The sequence below is a fragment of the Brumimicrobium sp. genome, from assembly GCF_048268645.1.
In the GTDB taxonomy this organism is placed as follows: Bacteria; Bacteroidota; Bacteroidia; order Flavobacteriales_D; family Crocinitomicaceae; genus Brumimicrobium; species Brumimicrobium ulvae.
Window position 1 is genome coordinate 71,647 of record NZ_JBLWVE010000010.1, and the last position, 17,208, is coordinate 88,854.

The 17,208-nt window shown below is 37.5% G+C and carries 16 protein-coding genes; 9 read left to right on the plus strand and 7 right to left on the minus strand.

Annotation, left to right across the window (positions count from 1 at the left end; all coding sequences use genetic code 11):
- Positions 1–224 precede the first annotated feature (224 nt).
- Positions 225–2,846 carry an ATP-dependent chaperone ClpB gene (gene clpB / locus ACN0U3_RS09475; RefSeq protein ID WP_417266024.1) on the minus strand — a complete coding sequence of 874 codons (2,622 nt, stop codon included), beginning with the start codon at positions 2,844–2,846 and terminating at the stop codon, positions 225–227.
- 300 nt (positions 2,847–3,146) lie between these two features.
- Between clpB and ACN0U3_RS09480 the strand changes: the two genes are divergently transcribed.
- Together ACN0U3_RS09480 and ACN0U3_RS09485 are read left to right on the plus strand one after the other, a co-directional pair.
- A complete protein-coding gene (locus tag ACN0U3_RS09480) occupies positions 3,147–4,034 on the plus strand; it encodes a formylglycine-generating enzyme family protein (protein ID WP_417266025.1) in 888 nt (295 codons plus the stop codon).
- A gap of 85 nt (positions 4,035–4,119) precedes the next feature.
- Positions 4,120–4,578: a type I restriction enzyme HsdR N-terminal domain-containing protein gene (locus ACN0U3_RS09485; RefSeq protein WP_417266026.1), complete on the plus strand. Its 459-nt coding sequence runs from the start codon at positions 4,120–4,122 to the stop codon at positions 4,576–4,578.
- 104 nt (positions 4,579–4,682) lie between these two features.
- Here ACN0U3_RS09485 and ACN0U3_RS09490 read toward each other — a convergent pair whose 3' ends face one another.
- The 4 genes from ACN0U3_RS09490 to ACN0U3_RS09505 form a co-directional block, all read right to left on the minus strand.
- Positions 4,683–5,666, minus strand: coding sequence for an OmpA/MotB family protein (locus ACN0U3_RS09490; RefSeq protein ID WP_299201182.1), 984 nt, complete (start codon positions 5,664–5,666; stop codon positions 4,683–4,685).
- Positions 5,667–5,740: 74 nt separating this feature from the next.
- The gene (locus ACN0U3_RS09495) at positions 5,741–6,625 is read right to left on the minus strand and encodes a lysophospholipid acyltransferase family protein (protein WP_299201185.1); all 885 of its coding nucleotides are present in this window, start codon (positions 6,623–6,625) and stop codon (positions 5,741–5,743) included.
- 103 nt (positions 6,626–6,728) lie between these two features.
- A complete protein-coding gene (locus tag ACN0U3_RS09500) occupies positions 6,729–7,670 on the minus strand; it encodes a M20/M25/M40 family metallo-hydrolase (protein WP_417266027.1) in 942 nt (313 codons plus the stop codon).
- The gene (locus ACN0U3_RS09505; RefSeq protein ID WP_367182425.1) at positions 7,657–8,274 is read right to left on the minus strand and encodes an IMPACT family protein; all 618 of its coding nucleotides are present in this window, start codon (positions 8,272–8,274) and stop codon (positions 7,657–7,659) included. The genes ACN0U3_RS09500 and ACN0U3_RS09505 overlap by 14 nt, the downstream gene beginning before the upstream one ends.
- Positions 8,275–8,317: 43 nt before the next feature.
- On the opposite strand from ACN0U3_RS09505, the gene ACN0U3_RS09510 reads away from it, so the two are divergent.
- From ACN0U3_RS09510 to ACN0U3_RS09520, 3 genes are all read left to right on the plus strand, one after another.
- Positions 8,318–8,830: a hypothetical protein gene (locus tag ACN0U3_RS09510; RefSeq protein ID WP_417266028.1), complete on the plus strand. Its 513-nt coding sequence runs from the start codon at positions 8,318–8,320 to the stop codon at positions 8,828–8,830.
- Between the two features lie 5 nt (positions 8,831–8,835).
- A complete protein-coding gene (locus tag ACN0U3_RS09515) occupies positions 8,836–8,982 on the plus strand; it encodes a hypothetical protein (protein WP_299201194.1) in 147 nt (48 codons plus the stop codon).
- Positions 8,983–9,065: 83 nt separating this feature from the next.
- The gene (locus tag ACN0U3_RS09520; protein ID WP_417266029.1) at positions 9,066–10,145 is read left to right on the plus strand and encodes a chorismate mutase; all 1,080 of its coding nucleotides are present in this window, start codon (positions 9,066–9,068) and stop codon (positions 10,143–10,145) included.
- Here ACN0U3_RS09520 and ACN0U3_RS09525 read toward each other — a convergent pair whose 3' ends face one another.
- Positions 10,146–10,427, minus strand: a complete 282-nt coding sequence (locus ACN0U3_RS09525; protein ID WP_417266030.1) for a DUF2752 domain-containing protein — start codon at positions 10,425–10,427, stop codon at positions 10,146–10,148.
- Between the two features lie 12 nt (positions 10,428–10,439).
- Positions 10,440–10,793, minus strand: a complete 354-nt coding sequence (locus ACN0U3_RS09530; protein ID WP_417266031.1) for a CCC motif membrane protein — start codon at positions 10,791–10,793, stop codon at positions 10,440–10,442.
- Between the two features lie 318 nt (positions 10,794–11,111).
- Here ACN0U3_RS09530 and ACN0U3_RS09535 point away from each other — a divergent pair, with 318 nt between their 5' ends.
- From ACN0U3_RS09535 to rny, 4 genes are all read left to right on the plus strand, one after another.
- Entirely contained in the window at positions 11,112–14,492 is a 3,381-nt protein-coding gene (locus ACN0U3_RS09535) for a methylmalonyl-CoA mutase family protein (RefSeq protein ID WP_417266032.1), read from the plus strand.
- A gap of 316 nt (positions 14,493–14,808) precedes the next feature.
- The gene (locus ACN0U3_RS09540) at positions 14,809–15,102 is read left to right on the plus strand and encodes a hypothetical protein (RefSeq protein ID WP_417266033.1); all 294 of its coding nucleotides are present in this window, start codon (positions 14,809–14,811) and stop codon (positions 15,100–15,102) included.
- A gap of 8 nt (positions 15,103–15,110) precedes the next feature.
- Positions 15,111–15,395, plus strand: coding sequence for a cell division protein ZapA (locus ACN0U3_RS09545; protein ID WP_417266034.1), 285 nt, complete (start codon positions 15,111–15,113; stop codon positions 15,393–15,395).
- A 90-nt stretch (positions 15,396–15,485) separates the two neighbouring features.
- Positions 15,486–17,018 carry a ribonuclease Y gene (gene rny, locus ACN0U3_RS09550; protein ID WP_299201214.1) on the plus strand — a complete coding sequence of 511 codons (1,533 nt, stop codon included), beginning with the start codon at positions 15,486–15,488 and terminating at the stop codon, positions 17,016–17,018.
- The last annotated feature ends 190 nt before the right edge of the window (positions 17,019–17,208 follow it).

A 17,208-nucleotide genomic window follows, 5' to 3' on the forward strand; every position in this document is an offset into this window, starting at 1 on the left:
ACACCCAATGAGTCTATCCAAAATATCCAGAAAAAATAATTTACACAGTTTTTAGGGGATTTCCGATAGCGTATAAAAAAGCCCAACCAAGTTTAACTCAGTTGGGCATATAATCTTGCTCTTTTATCCTCTTACTCTAAAATCAAAGCGAAGATTTCACCTCTCTCCCTACCGATTTATCGGCATCTCTCTCTGCGCTTTAGCGCTCCTCTCCCTAGAAATTGTTACACAATTTCTTCTTCCTCTTTTGAGATGGGTTTTCTGAAGACGATTTTTCCATCGAATAAATCAACGACCACGTTTTGTGATTTGTCGATCTTTTGTGCGAGGAGGTCTTTCGACAACTCATTCAGAATGCTCTTTTGAATTACTCTTTTCACTGGTCTCGCTCCGAAATGTGGATCGTAACCTGTTTCGGCAATCCAGTTTAAAGCGTCTTCTTTCACCACAAGTCGGATGTCGTTTTTCTCCAATTGTTGCTTTAAGTTGTTCAATTGAATTTCAACAATCTGACGTGTGTTCTCTTTGGTCAATGGAGTGAACAAAATTTGTTCATCAATTCTATTCAGAAACTCAGGACGAATGTGCTGTTTTAAGTGTTCACTCATTTCCATCTTTGTTCGGGCCGTAACTGCTGGAATTTCAGCTTTTGTTATACCGTCAAAGTTGTCTTGAATAATACTTGACCCCATGTTCGTTGTCATGATGATAATGGTGTTTTTAAAGTTCACCAATCGACCTTTGTTGTCTGTCAATCGACCATCATCGAGTACTTGGAGCAGGATGTTAAACACATCTGGATGCGCTTTTTCAATCTCATCCAAAAGAACGATTGAGTAAGGGCGTCTTCTCACGGCTTCGGTCAATTGTCCACCTTCATCGTAACCAACATACCCTGGAGGTGCTCCAACCAATCGGCTCACACTGTGTTTCTCTTGGTATTCACTCATATCGATTCGCGTCATTGCGTTTTCATCGTTGAATAGATATGAAGCTAGTGTTTTGGCCAACTCTGTTTTTCCTACTCCAGTTGTTCCCATGAAAAGGAAAGAACCGATAGGACGATCAGGGTTTTGTAATCCTGCTTTGTTTCTTCGAACAGCATCTGAAACAGCTTCAATCGCTTCTTCTTGACCTACTACACGAAGTCTTAGTTCATCTTCTAATCTCAAGAGTTTTGCACGTTCGCTTTCCAACATTTTATTTACAGGGATTCCCGTCCATTTAGAAACCACATCTGCGACTTCTTCTGCATCCACTTCTTCTTTAATCATTTTGCTTTCAGACTGTAGTTCGGCAAGTTTTTCTTTTCCTTTCTCAACAGCTTCTTCAAGCTCTTTGATTTTTCCGTAACGCAATTCTGCTACTTTTCCATAGTCACCAGCACGTTCAGCTTGTTCAGCTTGTAGTTTCACTTGTTCAATTTCTTCTTTTGCATTTTGAACAGTGTCAATTACATCTTTTTCAGCCTTCCATTTCGCCATAAACTCATCACGTTGTTCTGAAAGGTTGGCTAATTCTGCTTTTAAACTGGCTAACTTTTGTTGATCGTTTTCGCGTTTAATTGCCTCACGTTCAATCTCTAATTGCATTATTTTTCTTTCAATCTCATCCAGCTCTTCAGGTTTTGAGTTGATTTCCATTCTTAATTTTGAAGCCGCTTCATCGATTAAGTCAATGGCTTTATCCGGCAATTGTCTGTCTGTAATATAACGTTGCGAAAGCTCTACAGCTTGAATAATCGCATCGTCTTTGATCAAAACCTTGTGGTGATTCTCATACTTTTCTTTAATTCCACGCAAAATTGAAATCGCATCTTCCGAAGAAGGTTCATCAATCAACACGGTTTGGAAACGACGCACCAAAGCTTTGTCTTTTTCAAAGTGTTTTTGGTATTCGTCTAAGGTTGTTGCACCCACAGCTCTCAATTCTCCACGTGCCAAAGCAGGTTTTAGAATGTTTGCAGCGTCCATTGCTCCTTCGCCAGCTCCAGCCCCAACAAGTGTATGGATCTCATCAATGAAAAGAATAATCTCTCCATCCGATTTAATCACTTCGTTGACCACTGCTTTGAGTCGTTCTTCGAATTCTCCTTTGTATTTTGCACCTGCAACCAAAGCCCCCATGTCTAAAGCATAAACGATTTTAGATTTTAGGTTTTCTGGGACGTCTTCCGAAACAATTCGTTGTGCAATTCCTTCTGCAATTGCAGTTTTACCTACACCAGGTTCACCGATCATGATGGGGTTGTTCTTGGTACGGCGTGTTAAAATCTGTAGCACACGACGAATCTCTTCATCACGACCAATAATCGGGTCTAGTTTTCCGTTTTTTGCCATTTCATTGAGGTTGTTGGCAAACTTATCTAAAGACTTATATGTTCCGTCTTTTCCTTGAGAATCTACAGATTCTCCATCTCTTAATTTCATAATTGCATCTTTTAAAGTTGATTTTTTGAACTTATTGTCTTTCATCAAACTTGCTACCTGGTCATTTCCGTCCATAAAAGCGTAAAGTAAGATTTCTAGGGAAAGAAACTCGTCCTTAAAGTTGCGCATTTCGTTCATTCCATAATTCAATACACGTTGTAGGGTGTTGCTTAAATAGGGTTGTCCACCTCCTTGAACTTTGGGATAAGATTTAATAATGCTATCCAAAGCGCTGGTGAATATTGCTAAATCACTATTTAATTCTTTAAATATAAAAGGAAGAACACTGTCATCGACCTGAATCATGCCGCGCAAGACATGCCCAGTTTCTATCGCTTGCTGACCGTTTTCCTGAGCAATTTTCTGCCCTTCGTGCACTGCCAGTTGCGTTTTTGTTGTCCATTTATTAGTATCCATATTATTTTCTGTTTTGCTCTTGTGTTATCAAACTCCTCACCAATACAAAAACCGCTATAGATTAGTGTCAATATGGCGTGTAGCGTCTTTTTTCGCTGACGAATTGTCTTGTTTAAGGACTTGCAAGTTACATTAAATTGATTTTTCTGCCAATTCTGAAGGGGGAATAGATGAGAATATAATTCATATTGAGCCAACTTTTATAATACCATAAGAAGGCTGTTATGTAAATATTTTAAATAAAAAATGTAACTTGTTATTTATTTTTGAGTTATAAATAATGAATGAAAACTATAAATTATGAAAAATCTACTATCGACATTTCTCGCAATTACTTTCCTGGCTTTTACCAGTTCCTTAACAGAGCAAGCTCCTCCTTCAAAGAAAGCGGTCCTAAAGAAACTTAAAAATGAATTTGGATTTGTTCCTTCTGGGAATGTGGTTTTAGAAGATCAAAACCTTTCTGTACAAGCTTTTTACATGGCTAAAACAACGGTGACAAATAGAGAGTATAAGGCGTTCTTGGATGATCTTAAAGTAAGTGGCGCACTTGATAAATATGAATTGGCTAAAGTTGATTCTATGGGTTGGAAAAACCTCCCCAATGCAAATATGCAAAGTTTTGTCAAGGATTATTTTAATCATCCAGCGTATAAAGACTACCCAGTAGTTAACGTTTCAAAGGAAGGAGCACAACTGTATTGTGAGTGGTTAACAGAAAAAACAAATGCAGCTCTTCCAAAAGAAAATCATTTAAAATTTAGAATTCCAATGAAAGCTGAATGGTTAAGAGCAGCGGAAGGAACGAATGCGCAAAAGAACTATACGTGGGATGGTCCTTTTTTAAGAAATGACCAAGGTGAGTTTTTAGCGAATTTTTCAAGGGTGCCTGAATCTTTAACTTCAAGAAATGATCAAGGAGAATTAATGATTGTAAAAGACGTAACTCAATTTCCAAATAACGCCACTAACACAGATGTTTTAGCACCAGCACATTCTTATTGGCCAAACGAATTTGGATTGTATAATTTGAATGGGAATGTTGCTGAAATGTTAGCAGATAAAAATGAGGTAATTGGAGGGTCGTGGTATGACGGAGGCTATGATATTCGAAATAGAAGCACAAAAGAATATAAAGGCGCATCTCCAATGGTAGGGTTTAGGGTCGTGGCAACTTTAGTCAACTAGAAAGTTTTATCCCGACCACTTGTTTGCTCATACGCAATACTCCAAAATACTACTGAAAATTCATTTTTAGTAGTATTTTTGTTTTATGTTAACGCCGCTAAACTTCCCCAAGACACCATTAAAACTTTCGAGAAAAGGTGAGGAAATCTATGTATGGGATATTTTTAGAAAGAAGAAGTTGATGCTTACTCCAGAAGAGTGGGTACGACAACATGTATTGCATTTTTTGATTCAGCACAAAGCAGTTCCTGAGCCTTTAATTGCTGCAGAATATGCCATTGAGGTAAACAAAATGACGCGCAGGTGTGATGGTGTTGTTTTCGATCGAACAGGAAAGGCTGTAGCAATAATTGAATGCAAAGCACCTAAAATCAAACTCACAGAAACTGTCTTGCACCAAATTGCTCAATATAACTTCAAACTCCGTGTAAATTGGTTGATTTTGACCAATGGTTTACAAACAGTTGTTGCGTTCGTAGATCAAGCTACAGGAGATATTTCCTATTTTGAAGAAATACCCCCTTATCAAGAAATGGTCAAATAAAAAAGAGCAACATTTCTGCTGCTCTCTCACTACTCTATTTTTTGTGAAATTTACTTTAAATATTATTTGAATAACAATTCAAAGCAGGTTGAGGCTCACGAAGCCTACTTCCCTAAATAATTCATAACTTCACTTAAATCTGGCGATAATATAATTTCAGTTCTTCTGTTTTTTGCTCTTCCGGTTGCTGTAGAGTTACTTGCTTTTGGCTCGTATTCTCCGCGTCCAGATGCAGTTAGTCGTTCCGCACTTATATCATGTGTTTCTTGAAGTAACCTTACCATGGAAGTAGCACGAGCAACACTTAAATCCCAGTTGTCTTTGTAGGTTGCAGTTTTAATAGGCACATTGTCTGTGTGTCCTTCTACTAAAATTTGAAACTCTGGATTTTTCTTTAGTACATCCGCCAATACTTTTAGCGCTTCTTTTCCTTTAGATTGTACATCAGCTTTTCCTGATTGGAACATGAGTTTATCTGACATTGAAACGTAAACTTTACCATTTTTTATTTCAATAGAAAGTTCATTTGAATCAAATCCAAGCAACGCTTCCTTTAGCAATTGATTTAAGCGTTTAGCGATAGAGTCTTGTCTAGCTATTTCAGCTTCAAGCTCGTTGATTCTTTTTTCGCGTTCCAATAAGGCGTTTTCTTTTTCAGTTAAACGACGTTCCTTTTCTTTTATGCGTTCATCATAAAGGTGACCTTGATTTAAGTTGTTGGTGATTGCGCCAGAGAAGCGCTCACTTAACTCCAAATGATCTTTTTGGAGTGTCTGGTGTTTGTCTTGAAGTTTATTGAAATTGCCTTCTAATTCGTTGTATTCGCCTACTAGCTCACGATTTCTTGTTGCTAAACTATCGTTTGTGATTCCTAGTTGCTGATTGTTTTTGATTAAGTATGCATTTTCTTTGTCTTTCACCTCAACGATTTCGCAAAGTTCATCTCGTTCGTTAACCACGTCTAATAAACGGTTACTCCCTTGAATTCCTCCTGCAGGTTTTTCTTCACCACATTTATATACGGGTGCACATGAGTAGAGAGAAAAAAGGGCTCCAATCGCTATGAAAGCTATACTTTTGTTTTTCATTTTAGTCATTTAGTTTTAGTCTCAACTTCAAATATAACTGAAATTGAGTGGGTATGAATAAAATATCAAATATTTTATGAGAAGTCTGGCTTTTTATGCTTCCATCTTCGGTGTGACCAAAGCCAGTATTGAGGATGTTCGCGAATGACCATTTCAAGATACTCTGCGTGTTTATCCAATACAAAACCGTCCCTTTCTTTTTTGATGTCTTCGCTGATAGGAGAGAAGCTTACTTCGTAAAAACCTCTTTTCTTTTTGCGGATGGCCCCAAATAAGATGACTTGATCGTATTTCTTGGCCAACTTTTCAGCGCCTTTCATCCAGCCAGTATCTTGATTTAAGAAAGTGTTCCAGTAAGCCGATTTAGGATCGCCTGGAGATTGGTCGTTGACCATAACACTTAAAATAGGTGTTGTTTTTTCATTTTGAGCAAAAAACCTAGGGATTTCGCGCATGCTCAACATTTTCATGCCATAGCGTTGTCGAGAATTAAGTATCTTTCGATCGAAAAACTTATTCTTCAGTGGACGATAAGCAGCGATGGTCTTGTGTTTCATCTGCTGTGCAATACCCACAGCATAATATTCCCAATTGTTATAATGACCGCAAAGCACAATGACATCTTTTCCTTGGTCATAATATTTATGAACCTCTTCAGGGTTAATTAAGGCGCACCTTTCTTGAATGGCTTTGTTTGAAATGCTTAATGATTTTGTGCTTTCTACCAAAAAGTCAGCAAAGTGCTTGTAGAACTTTTTTTCTATGGCTGCTCGTTCTTCTCTTGTAAGTTCAGGAAATGAATTTTGAAGGTTTTCTCGAACGACTTTTTTACGGTAACCAACAATGTAATAAAGCAAAAAGTAGACAATGTCAGAGATAAAGTATAGTACCCCAAAAGGCAAGTGCGATATTGGAATCACAATAACATAATAAATAAGGGGACTAAAAATCTTCGACATTTTCAGAAATAATTCTCAAAAATAGTTTTTATATACTAAATATGATAAAACTCTATGCTTAGTTTTTTTAAATGATTTTAAAATCAATCCGATTTGCTGATAATCAATTCATTTCCTTCATTAGAACTTTGTAGAGTTTGATCATTTCCTCAATGTCATTTAGAAAGACCCTTTCTTTTGGAGAATGTACATTGTCTTCAGGAGCTCCGATGAAGCACCAATCGAATGGAAGGTCTGTGTTTTGTAACATTGAACCGTCGCTTCCTCCTGCAGATTCAACTTCTAATTGATATTTGACCTTGTGTTTTTCGGCAATAGAAATGATGCGATTCAGGTAACTTCTTCTTGGAATGGCTTTGTCCCTCATTGAGATGGCAACGCCACCATCATGTTGCACTCCATTGGTTACCCAAGTGATGTCAGAAATTAAAGCTTGACGTAAATTGTATTTATCATATAAAAAACGTCCTAAGAAGCCTACTGATCCACCACCATGTTCTTCATAGGTCGAGAATACAATGGCTCCGTTCTCGAGATCCTCTGCAATCGTCAAGGCATTCAAAACTCCGAGACGGTTGTCTAAATATGGACTTTGAACGAATTGATCGGTTAGGATAAAGTTGGGTTTAAATGAAAGGTTTGTTCCCCTGTCTATGTCTCTGTCAAAAACATATTTTAATTGTTTGTTTCCTTCTTCATCCTCGATAATCATCAATTCGGTTTCTATCTCTCCTTGACTGTCTTTCCCAACGAGTTTCATTCCGTCGATGGTTTTAGGTCCTCCTATTTTGATCAGATTACTTTCGTAAGCGCTGGTAAAACCTATTGTGTCGATATGGGCGAAAACAGCAGTTTTAGGCTGTCCAAAGACCAAAACAATGGCATCTTGAAATCCCTCACCTGTATAGATTTCTACCTCGCTTTTCCACTTGGCCTTATTCTTTTCTATATAATCAAGAATGAAGTTTTTTATATTTTCTTCATCTCCAGAAGTACCGCGTACTTCGATAAGTTGTTTTAATAATTCGGGATTAAAATGTGCCAATTTTATTAATTTTTAATGAGTCAAAGGTTTCTAATTTAGCCAGTAAAGCTTCTGTAGATTCTATCTTTATTGCAATTTTTAAGTAACAGTCGTTTTCAAAAATCTGCTTTGTTATACTGGCGTCACTTTCTTTTACGGCATCCATAATCAAAGCCATATCTGCATAATCAAAGAACAATTCAAAACGGTCTTTCACCACTTCTTGAATGATTTTTCCATTTTCAATGGCTTCTTTGGCCGCGGTTCTGTAGGCGTTGATTAATCCACCAACACCGAGTTTTGTTCCACCATAATAACGCACCACACCAATCAGAACATTCGTTAGGTCAAAAGATTGAATTTGTCCAAGAATGGGTGCCCCAGCACTGTTGCTAGGTTCTCCATCATCATTCGCGCGGAAAAGGTCTTTTTTTATTCCGAAACGATAGGCCCAGCATAAATGCCTGGCTTGATGGTGTTCATTTTTCCATTTTGCCAAAAGTTGCTTCGCTTCTTCTTCGTCTTCACAGTTTATTGCAATTCCTATAAATTTGGAACCCTTTTCCTTGTATTGACCTTCGGAAGTGCCTTTTAATGTTTTGTATGTTGTTGGTATTTTCAGTATTTTTGAGTTTTACGCAAATATAATAAAGTAATCGCTGAAAATAATGAATGGAAAATTAACCTTATTGATCTTTGTTGGTTTTTTGATGTTTTCTTGTAAAAAAGAAGAGCAATCTTGTTCGGATGGAATATTTAGTCCAGATAAAGAAGAAGAAATGGATTGTGGTGGTGTTTGCCCTCCTTGTAACTTTGAGCCCACTGTAGTCAATTCATTTTTGTCGACGAAGGTCAATGGAGAACCTGTTTCATTCGCTACTTTTACTTTGGTTAAATCTCCCGATTGGATCCTTAGCTTTGAAAATGATTCAATCAATATTCAGGTAAATCTGGGACAAGGCGATTCTTTAGGGGGTAGGCCAATGAACGTTCTTTATTCTTCAGCTACTTACAATGCTGAAAATCATTCTGTTTTGGCGGATGGTTATTCTGTATTTGCAAAAGTAGACCACGTGAAGAACGAATTGTCAGGATTCTTTAACGCTAAATTTGTTTCAGACAACAACACTTCAGATACGCTCAGGTTGTCAGATGGTGAATTTCAAAATGTTCAATGGTAGTCCGTATGAATCCTAAACTTCAAATTATCATCGCGCTAGGCTTGATTGGTATTACCATTTATGATGTAGTTCTGACCGGGTTCGATTACAAGCACGGCATCTTTTTAGGAATCGCTTCACTTGCTATTTACTCTGGAATTAGCAAAAGTTGATACAGCAGTTCACAAAGGATTAATAAAACAGTAAACTTTTTTCTTCGTGCAATTGTTGTAAGGGGAAGCGTTGAAAGAAATATATGAAATTAGATTTACAAAATAACTTAAAGAAATATAGACGTCCCTTCTTAATTGCGGGTCCATGCAGTGTTGAAAGCGAAGACCAAGTGATGGCGGTAGCGAAATCTATTTCAGAACAGCATCAACCAGCTTTGCTGAGGGGTGGAATTTGGAAACCGCGTACAAGACCTGATTCTTTTGAAGGGGTGGGAGCTATAGGTTTGCCATGGTTGGTCAACGCAGGAAAAGAAGTGGGTATTCCTGTAACCACTGAAGTGGCCAATGCAAAACATGTTGAGGCGGCCTTGTCTGCAGGAGTTGATGTTTTGTGGTTGGGCGCAAGAACAACAGTAAATCCTTTTGCTGTTCAAGAAATTGCTGATGCCATTCAGGGAACTGAGATAACGGTAATGGTTAAAAACCCGATCAATCCAGATTTGATGTTGTGGGTAGGTGCTTTTGAACGTTTTCAAAAGGCGGGAATCAACGATTTGGTGGCTATTCATAGGGGTTTTTCAGTGTATAAACATCCTAAATATAGAAATGTACCCAATTGGGAGATTCCGATTGCATTAATGGAGGAAATGCCGGAAATTCCATTGATTTGCGATCCAAGTCATATTTCAGGTCGAAGAGATGGATTGTTAAATGTAGCCCAAAAAGCAATGGATTTGAATTTCGCAGGGTTAATGATTGAAACGCATAATAATCCTGACAAGGCTTGGTCGGATGCACAACAACAAATAACCCCTGAGCAACTGAAATTATTGATGAATCAATTGATTCTCCGCAAAGCTTCAATTCAGGAAGAAGGCATCGATTTTATTGAATTACAAAGAAAAAAAATAGCCGAAATTGATGATCAATTATTTGAATTGATGAAGCAAAGAATGCAAATTGCACGTGAAGTAGGAGATTATAAACGTGAAAAAAACATTACTATTTTGCAAACAGAACATTGGAAAAAGGTGATTGAACAAAGACTTGCTAAAGCTGAAGAGTTAGAGTTGAGTATTGATTTTTTACGTTCTGTCTTAGATGCTATTCATCAAGAATCAATTCGCCACCAGACCAAGGTGATGAATCCTGGAATGAGGTAGTTAAGTCATTAGTTTAAATACAAAATTTCCGATCATTCCAAATGCTGTGGCCAACGCGCCAATTGTAATTACAGGTGTAATCCATTTGGGTTTGCGGAAATAAACGATGAAAAATGCAATTAGGGTGAGTAAAAACAAAATCACTCCAGGATTAAACATAAATGAGCCAAGGATATCCCCTCTGGTCAAAGCTAAAAATGCCCTTTGCGTTCCGCAACCAAAACACTCAATTCCAAGGGTGGATTTGTAAGAACAACTCATTAAGTGGTCATCAACAGCCATATTATATTTAGATTAAACGTGGAATCCAGGAATCGAAAAGAGAAGGGTGCCAACTACAACGATATATCCGATAATAACCAGAAGGAAAAGGATAGAAAGTGAAAGTCCAATGATTGCACAAATCTTTCCGGCTTTAACCAATTGAATAGAGCTTTCTGTGTATTTCCCTGGATTTTCTCGAATTAATTTATTGGCTCCAGAGGCAAGCGCTAAAGAGATTGTCGCTAATATTATCCCCAACAAACCATAGCATGTGCAACCCGGAATAATAGAAAGTATTCCTAAAACCAGTACACCAACATTGTTGGGCACTCTTTCTGTTCCTAAAACTTCAATATTGTCAATCTCTTGATCGATTTCTTCCATGTAGTGATTTGTTTATAATCGGTAAAAATACAACTAATATTGAAATCTAATTATTTTATTTCTAAAGGTGCTGGTTTAATGATTTCTAATCGTTAGCAGTGGCTTCCTTAATAGTCGAGAAAAGCTGATTTTGAATGAGGTTTGATACAGGGGGTGTGGTTGAGGGACCAAGAAATGTTTTCAATTCTTTTACTTTAAGTTAAGCGGCCTTTTCATGGAAAGGGCTTGCCCTATCTAAACGAATGAAATTACCCGTTAAATTCAGCTATATTTCAACTTAAACTCATTATATTTGCGGGTATTCATCATTTTGAAATTATGGAGAAGATAATACCTTATAAGACAAAGAATAAAGTTAGAATCGTTACTGCAGCTTCGCTTTTTGATGGCCATGATGCAGCGATTAACGTAATGCGTAGAATCATTCAAGCTTCCGGTTGTGAAGTGATTCACCTTGGACACGATAGAAGTGTTGATGAGGTAGTGAATTGTGCCATTCAAGAGGATGTACAAGCCATCGCAATGACTTCCTACCAAGGAGGGCATACAGAATATTTGAAATATATGTACGATTTGCTCCAAGAAAGAGGGGCGCCACAGATAAAAATATTTGCTGGAGGAGGTGGAACTATCCTACCTGAAGAAATCAAAGAGTTGCAAGAGTACGGAATTACACGAATTTATCACCCAGATGATGGTCGTGAATTAGGCTTGCAAGGAATGATTAATGATTTAATTGAGAAATCCGACTTTCCTGTAGGGAAAGATGTCAAAATTGACCCAAAAACCTTGAAGGACAAAAACAATGCAGATATCGCTAAGGTGATTTCAGCTGCAGAAAATTATCCAGAAGAGTCTAAAGCCCTTTTGGATGAAATGCATGTTTTAGCAGAAAAATCAAATGTTCCTGTTTTAGGAATAACAGGGACAGGTGGTGCAGGTAAATCATCCTTAGTTGATGAATTGGTGCGTCGTTTCTTGATTGATTTTGAAGACAAACACATTGCGGTAGTTTCTGTAGACCCTTCTAAAAGAAAAACCGGAGGAGCATTGTTGGGAGACCGTATTCGTATGAATTCTATCTCAAACGATAGGGTTTATATGCGTTCTTTGGCCACAAGACAATCTAATTTAGCGCTTTCTAAGTATGTTTCAGAAGCACTTTTAGTGCTCAAAGCGGCAGAATATGATTTGATTATTTTGGAAACCTCTGGGATTGGGCAGTCTGACACTGAAATTATGGACCATTCTGATGTGAGTTTATATGTAATGACACCAGAATATGGTGCTGCAACTCAGTTAGAGAAGATTGATATGCTCGATTTTGCTGATGTAATAGCACTCAACAAATTCGATAAAAGAGGAGCCTTAGATGCCTTAAGAGATGTGCGTAAGCAATACCAAAGAAATCATGTTCTTTTTGACGAACCCGTAGACTCAATGCCTGTTTTCGGAACGATTGCTTCACAATTTAACGATCCAGGAATGAATCAATTGTACAAAGTGCTTTTGGAAACATTGAAGGAAAAAACGGATACGGAATTAGAATCGACCTTTGAAATAACAGACGAAATGTCTGAGAAGATTTTTGTTATTCCACCAGAAAGAACACGCTATTTGTCTGAGATTTCGGAAAGTAACCGTAATTATGACCGCTGGGTGGATGCACAAGTTAAAGTTGCGGATCAACTTTATGGAATTCAAAAAACCATTGAAACGATTTCAGAAAGTGAGCTAGACGACAAAGATCGATTGGTGAAAAAACTGACCGAATCTTTCGAAAAGATAAAAATGGACTTGAATCCTCACAATTGGATTGCGATTGAATCTTGGAAGGAGAAAAAACAAAAGTATAAAGACCCTGTTTTTACTTTTAAAGTAAGAGATAAAGAATTAAAGATACAGACCCATTCGGAGTCGCTTTCACATTTGCAAATTCCAAAAATAGCCTTGCCTAAATATTCTTCATGGGGAGATATTTTAAGGTGGTTGCTGCAAGAAAATGTGCCTGGAGAATTTCCATACACAGCAGGACTATTCCCGTTCAAACGTGAAGGAGAAGATCCAACAAGAATGTTTGCTGGAGAAGGAGGTCCAGAGCGTACAAACAAACGTTTTCACTATGTAAGTTTGGGAATGCCAGCAAAACGTCTTTCGACTGCTTTTGACTCGGTAACTTTGTATGGAAACGACCCTGCTCCACGTCCAGATATTTATGGTAAAATTGGTAACTCAGGGGTTTCGATCTGTTGTTTAGATGATGCCAAAAAACTGTATTCTGGATTTGACTTAAGTGATCCAAAAACATCGGTTTCTATGACCATTAATGGTCCTGCGCCAATGTTGTTGGGGTATTTTATGAATGCTGCAATTGATCAAGCATGTGAAAAATACATCAAAGCCAACGGATTAGAGGATGAAGTACGTCAAATGATCAAATCCATCTTTGAAGCTAAAGGAACCAAGCAACCTGAATATCAAGGTGAACTTCCAGAAGGTAATGATGGATTAGGATTGATGCTACTCGGGTTAACAGGAGATCAAGTTTTACCTGCAGAGGTGTATGCTAAAATCAAAAAAGAAACATTAGCAGTAGTGCGTGGTACTGTTCAGGCAGATATTCTAAAGGAAGACCAAGCACAAAACACATGTATTTTCTCGACAGAGTTTGCATTGCGTTTAATGGGAGATGTTCAAGAGTATTTCATTGAAAACAAAGTGCGTAACTTCTATTCTGTATCAATTTCAGGGTACCATATTTCTGAAGCGGGAGCCAATCCAATTACACAATTGGCCTTAACGCTTTCAAATGGATTTACATACGTTGAGTATTATTTAAGTCGAGGAATGGACATTAATGAGTTTGGTCCTAACCTCTCTTTCTTTTTCTCGAACGGAATTGATCCAGAATATGCAGTTATAGGAAGAGTTGCCAGAAGAATTTGGGCCAAAGCAATGCGCGAAAAATATGGAGCGAATAAACGTGCTCAAATGTTGAAATACCACATTCAAACGTCTGGACGTTCGTTGCATGCTCAAGAAATTGATTTTAATGATATACGTACAACGCTTCAGGCTTTATATGCGATCTATGACAATTGTAATTCATTGCATACGAATGCCTATGACGAAGCGATTACTACACCAACAGAAGATTCTGTGCGTAGAGCAATGGCTATTCAGTTGATTATTAATAAAGAACTTGGATTGGCGAAAAACGAAAATCCAATTCAAGGGTCTTTCATTATTGAAGAATTAACAGACTTAGTGGAAGAAGCTGTTTTAACAGAATTCGATAGAATTACAGAAAGAGGTGGGGTGCTAGGAGCAATGGAAACAATGTATCAGCGTTCTAAGATTCAAGAAGAATCACTGCACTATGAAACATTGAAACATACTGGTGAATTCCCTATCATTGGAGTGAATACTTTCAAGAGTTCGAAAGGATCGCCAACGATTGTTCCTAAGGAAGTAATTCGTGCAACTGAGGAGGAAAAACAATATCAAATTGATATGTTAGCGAAACTCCAAAACTTACACGCAAAAGAATCTGAAAAATGGTTGGCTATTCTTCAAGAAGCAGCAATTAACAACGAAAATATGTTTGAAAAATTGATGGAAGCGAGCAAGTATTGTTCTCTTGGTCAGATTACAAATGCATTGTTTAATGTTGGTGGACAATATCGCCGAAACATGTAGATTTTTTTAAAAAAAATAATAGATCAGGCAGTAGGATGATTTCTACTGCCTTTTTTATTTGCGTTAAATTTTATTTGATTAAAAAGGAAAGTCGATGTGCTGCAAATCGCTTCTAGTAAGATTAATCGTTTGACAATAATTCTGCTAAAACTCCAAGCTGTTAAATACCAAAACATTAAGCTCTTGTCGTGAATTGTCATCATATCTCTACTATTTGTATTGAAATTAGTAGTACAAAAGATTTTTAAAAACGAATTGAAGCAAATAATTGTTTTATAACTTCTCTCGTGTTATATTTGTAAATAGTCATAAGAAAATGAAAGAGATTCAAAAAGTCATAGCAGAAATTGAAATGAAAGTCGCGAAAATGCGTACTGCATTGATGCATGTTAGGACTGAAAATGATTCTTTGAAGACAGAAGTTCGACAGTTGCATGAGAAATTAAGTCAACGCGAACAAGAAGTACAAGATTTTCAGAAAAAATATGACATTTTGAAGCATCAACAAGAGCAAAGTCAATTGGTTGTGAACAGCCAAAAGGACAACGGAGCTCAAATAGATGCACTAGTAAGGGAAATAGATGACTGTATAGGTCGCTTGAAAGCATAAGTATAAACATGGGTAAATTGTCAATTAAAATAGTGATTGCAGGTCGTAATTATCCGCTCACCATCAATGAGGGTGAAGAGGAAGTTGTGCGCAAAGCTGTTGCTGAAATCAATACCAATGTTCAGAAACTTCAAGAGAGCTATGCCGTAAAAGATATGCAAGATTTATTAGCGATGACTTCATTACAGTTGGCAACGCGTTCAAACACAACTTCTTCAGAAAATAAAGAAGAAGCACTAAAGAGTGAAGTACTTTCAGCACTACAGTTGCTGTCACACAGTATTGAAGAATAGTTTAATAAACTTGTTTTACATAAACGTTTCCCACATTTTGAGCGGCACTTTCGTCACTCAAGGTAGTGGGATTTTTAATTTTTAAGAACTATGGAAATAATAATAGGAGTAGGTATAGGGTTGGTCGTTGGCGCTCTGCTTACTGTTTTTGTACTGAATGTACTACTGAAAAAAAGAAAAGAGCAAATGCTCAAAGAAGCCGAAAATGAAGGTGAAGCGATAAAAAAAGACAAAATCATTCAGGCGAAGGAAAAGTTCCTAAACCTGAAAGAAAACCACGAGAAAACGATTAAGGATCGTGAACGTAAGCTCCAATCTGCAGAAGATAGAACGAAAGCAAAAGAAAAGAGCTTATCTAAGAAAATTGAAGATTTAAACCGCAAGGAAAAGGCAATCGATGCCAAACAAAAAACCTTAGAAGAAAAAATTCAATTGAATCTAACCAAACAAGAAGAGTTAGAAAAAATGCAAGATAAGCGTGTTTTAGAGTTGTCTCGTATATCTGGAATGGATGTCGATGAAGCTAAGAAACAATTGATGGAGGCTTTAAAGGATGAAGCACGTACGGATGCTATGGCACACATTAAAGACATTGTTGATGAAGCCAAGTTAAATGCCAACAGAGAAGCTAAGAAAATCATTATTCAGTCTATTCAACGTGTCGCTCACGAGCAAACAGTTGAGAATGCAGTCTCTGTGTTCAATATCGACTCAGATGAAGTGAAGGGTAGAATCATTGGACGTGAAGGACGTAATATTCGCGCTTTAGAATCTGCAACAGGTGTTGAAATCGTAGTTGATGATACGCCAGAGGCAATTTTGTTATCTTGTTTCGACCCAGTAAGAAGAGAAATCGCAAGATTGGCCATGCATCAATTGGTTTCTGATGGACGAATTCACCCTGCACGTATTGAAGAGGTTGTTGCTAAAACCAGAAAATCCTTAGAAGATGAAATCGCGGAAACAGGTCGCCGTACTTGTATCGATTTAGGAATTCATGGATTACACCCTGAACTTTTGAAGATGGTAGGGCGAATGAAATATCGTTCTTCATATGGACAAAACCTACTACAACACAGTAGAGAGGTAGCGAACATTTGTGCAATCATGGCTTCAGAGCTAGGATTGAATGTGAAGTTAGCGAAACGTGCGGGACTGTTGCATGATATTGGGAAAGTACCAGAAGATGAGCCAGAATTACCACACGCAATTTTAGGAATGAAAATGGCCGAAAAGTTTGGTGAAAAACCAGATGTTTGTAATGCTATTGGTGCTCACCACGACGAGATCGAAATGAATACTATGATAGCGCCACTTGTTCAAATAGCAGATGCTATTTCTGGCGCTCGTCCAGGTGCACGTCGTGAGGTTGTAGAATCTTATATCAATAGAATAAAAGAGTTGGAAAATCATGCGCTTTCTTACGATGGCGTGATTAAAGCTTATGCTATTCAAGCAGGTAGAGAGCTACGTGTGATGGTTGAAAGTGAAAAAGTATCAGATTTAAAAGCGGATGAACTTTCCTTCGCAATCTCTCAAAAAATCCAAACAGAAATGACTTATCCTGGTCAAGTAAAAGTTACTTTGATCCGTGAAAGAAGGTCTGTGAACTACGCGAAGTAATTATCAGTGATTAATGATGAATGCAATCAGTACTGAATCATAATTAGTTAATAAATGTTTTTAAGGCCATTCTCATTGAGGATGGCTTTTTTGATAGCTTAAACTTTTTAGTGCTTTAAGAGAAATCAGTTTTTTACAGTTAATGCAATTGTTGACGACTTTCTTGGTGATTCTCATAGAGGGGAACGTA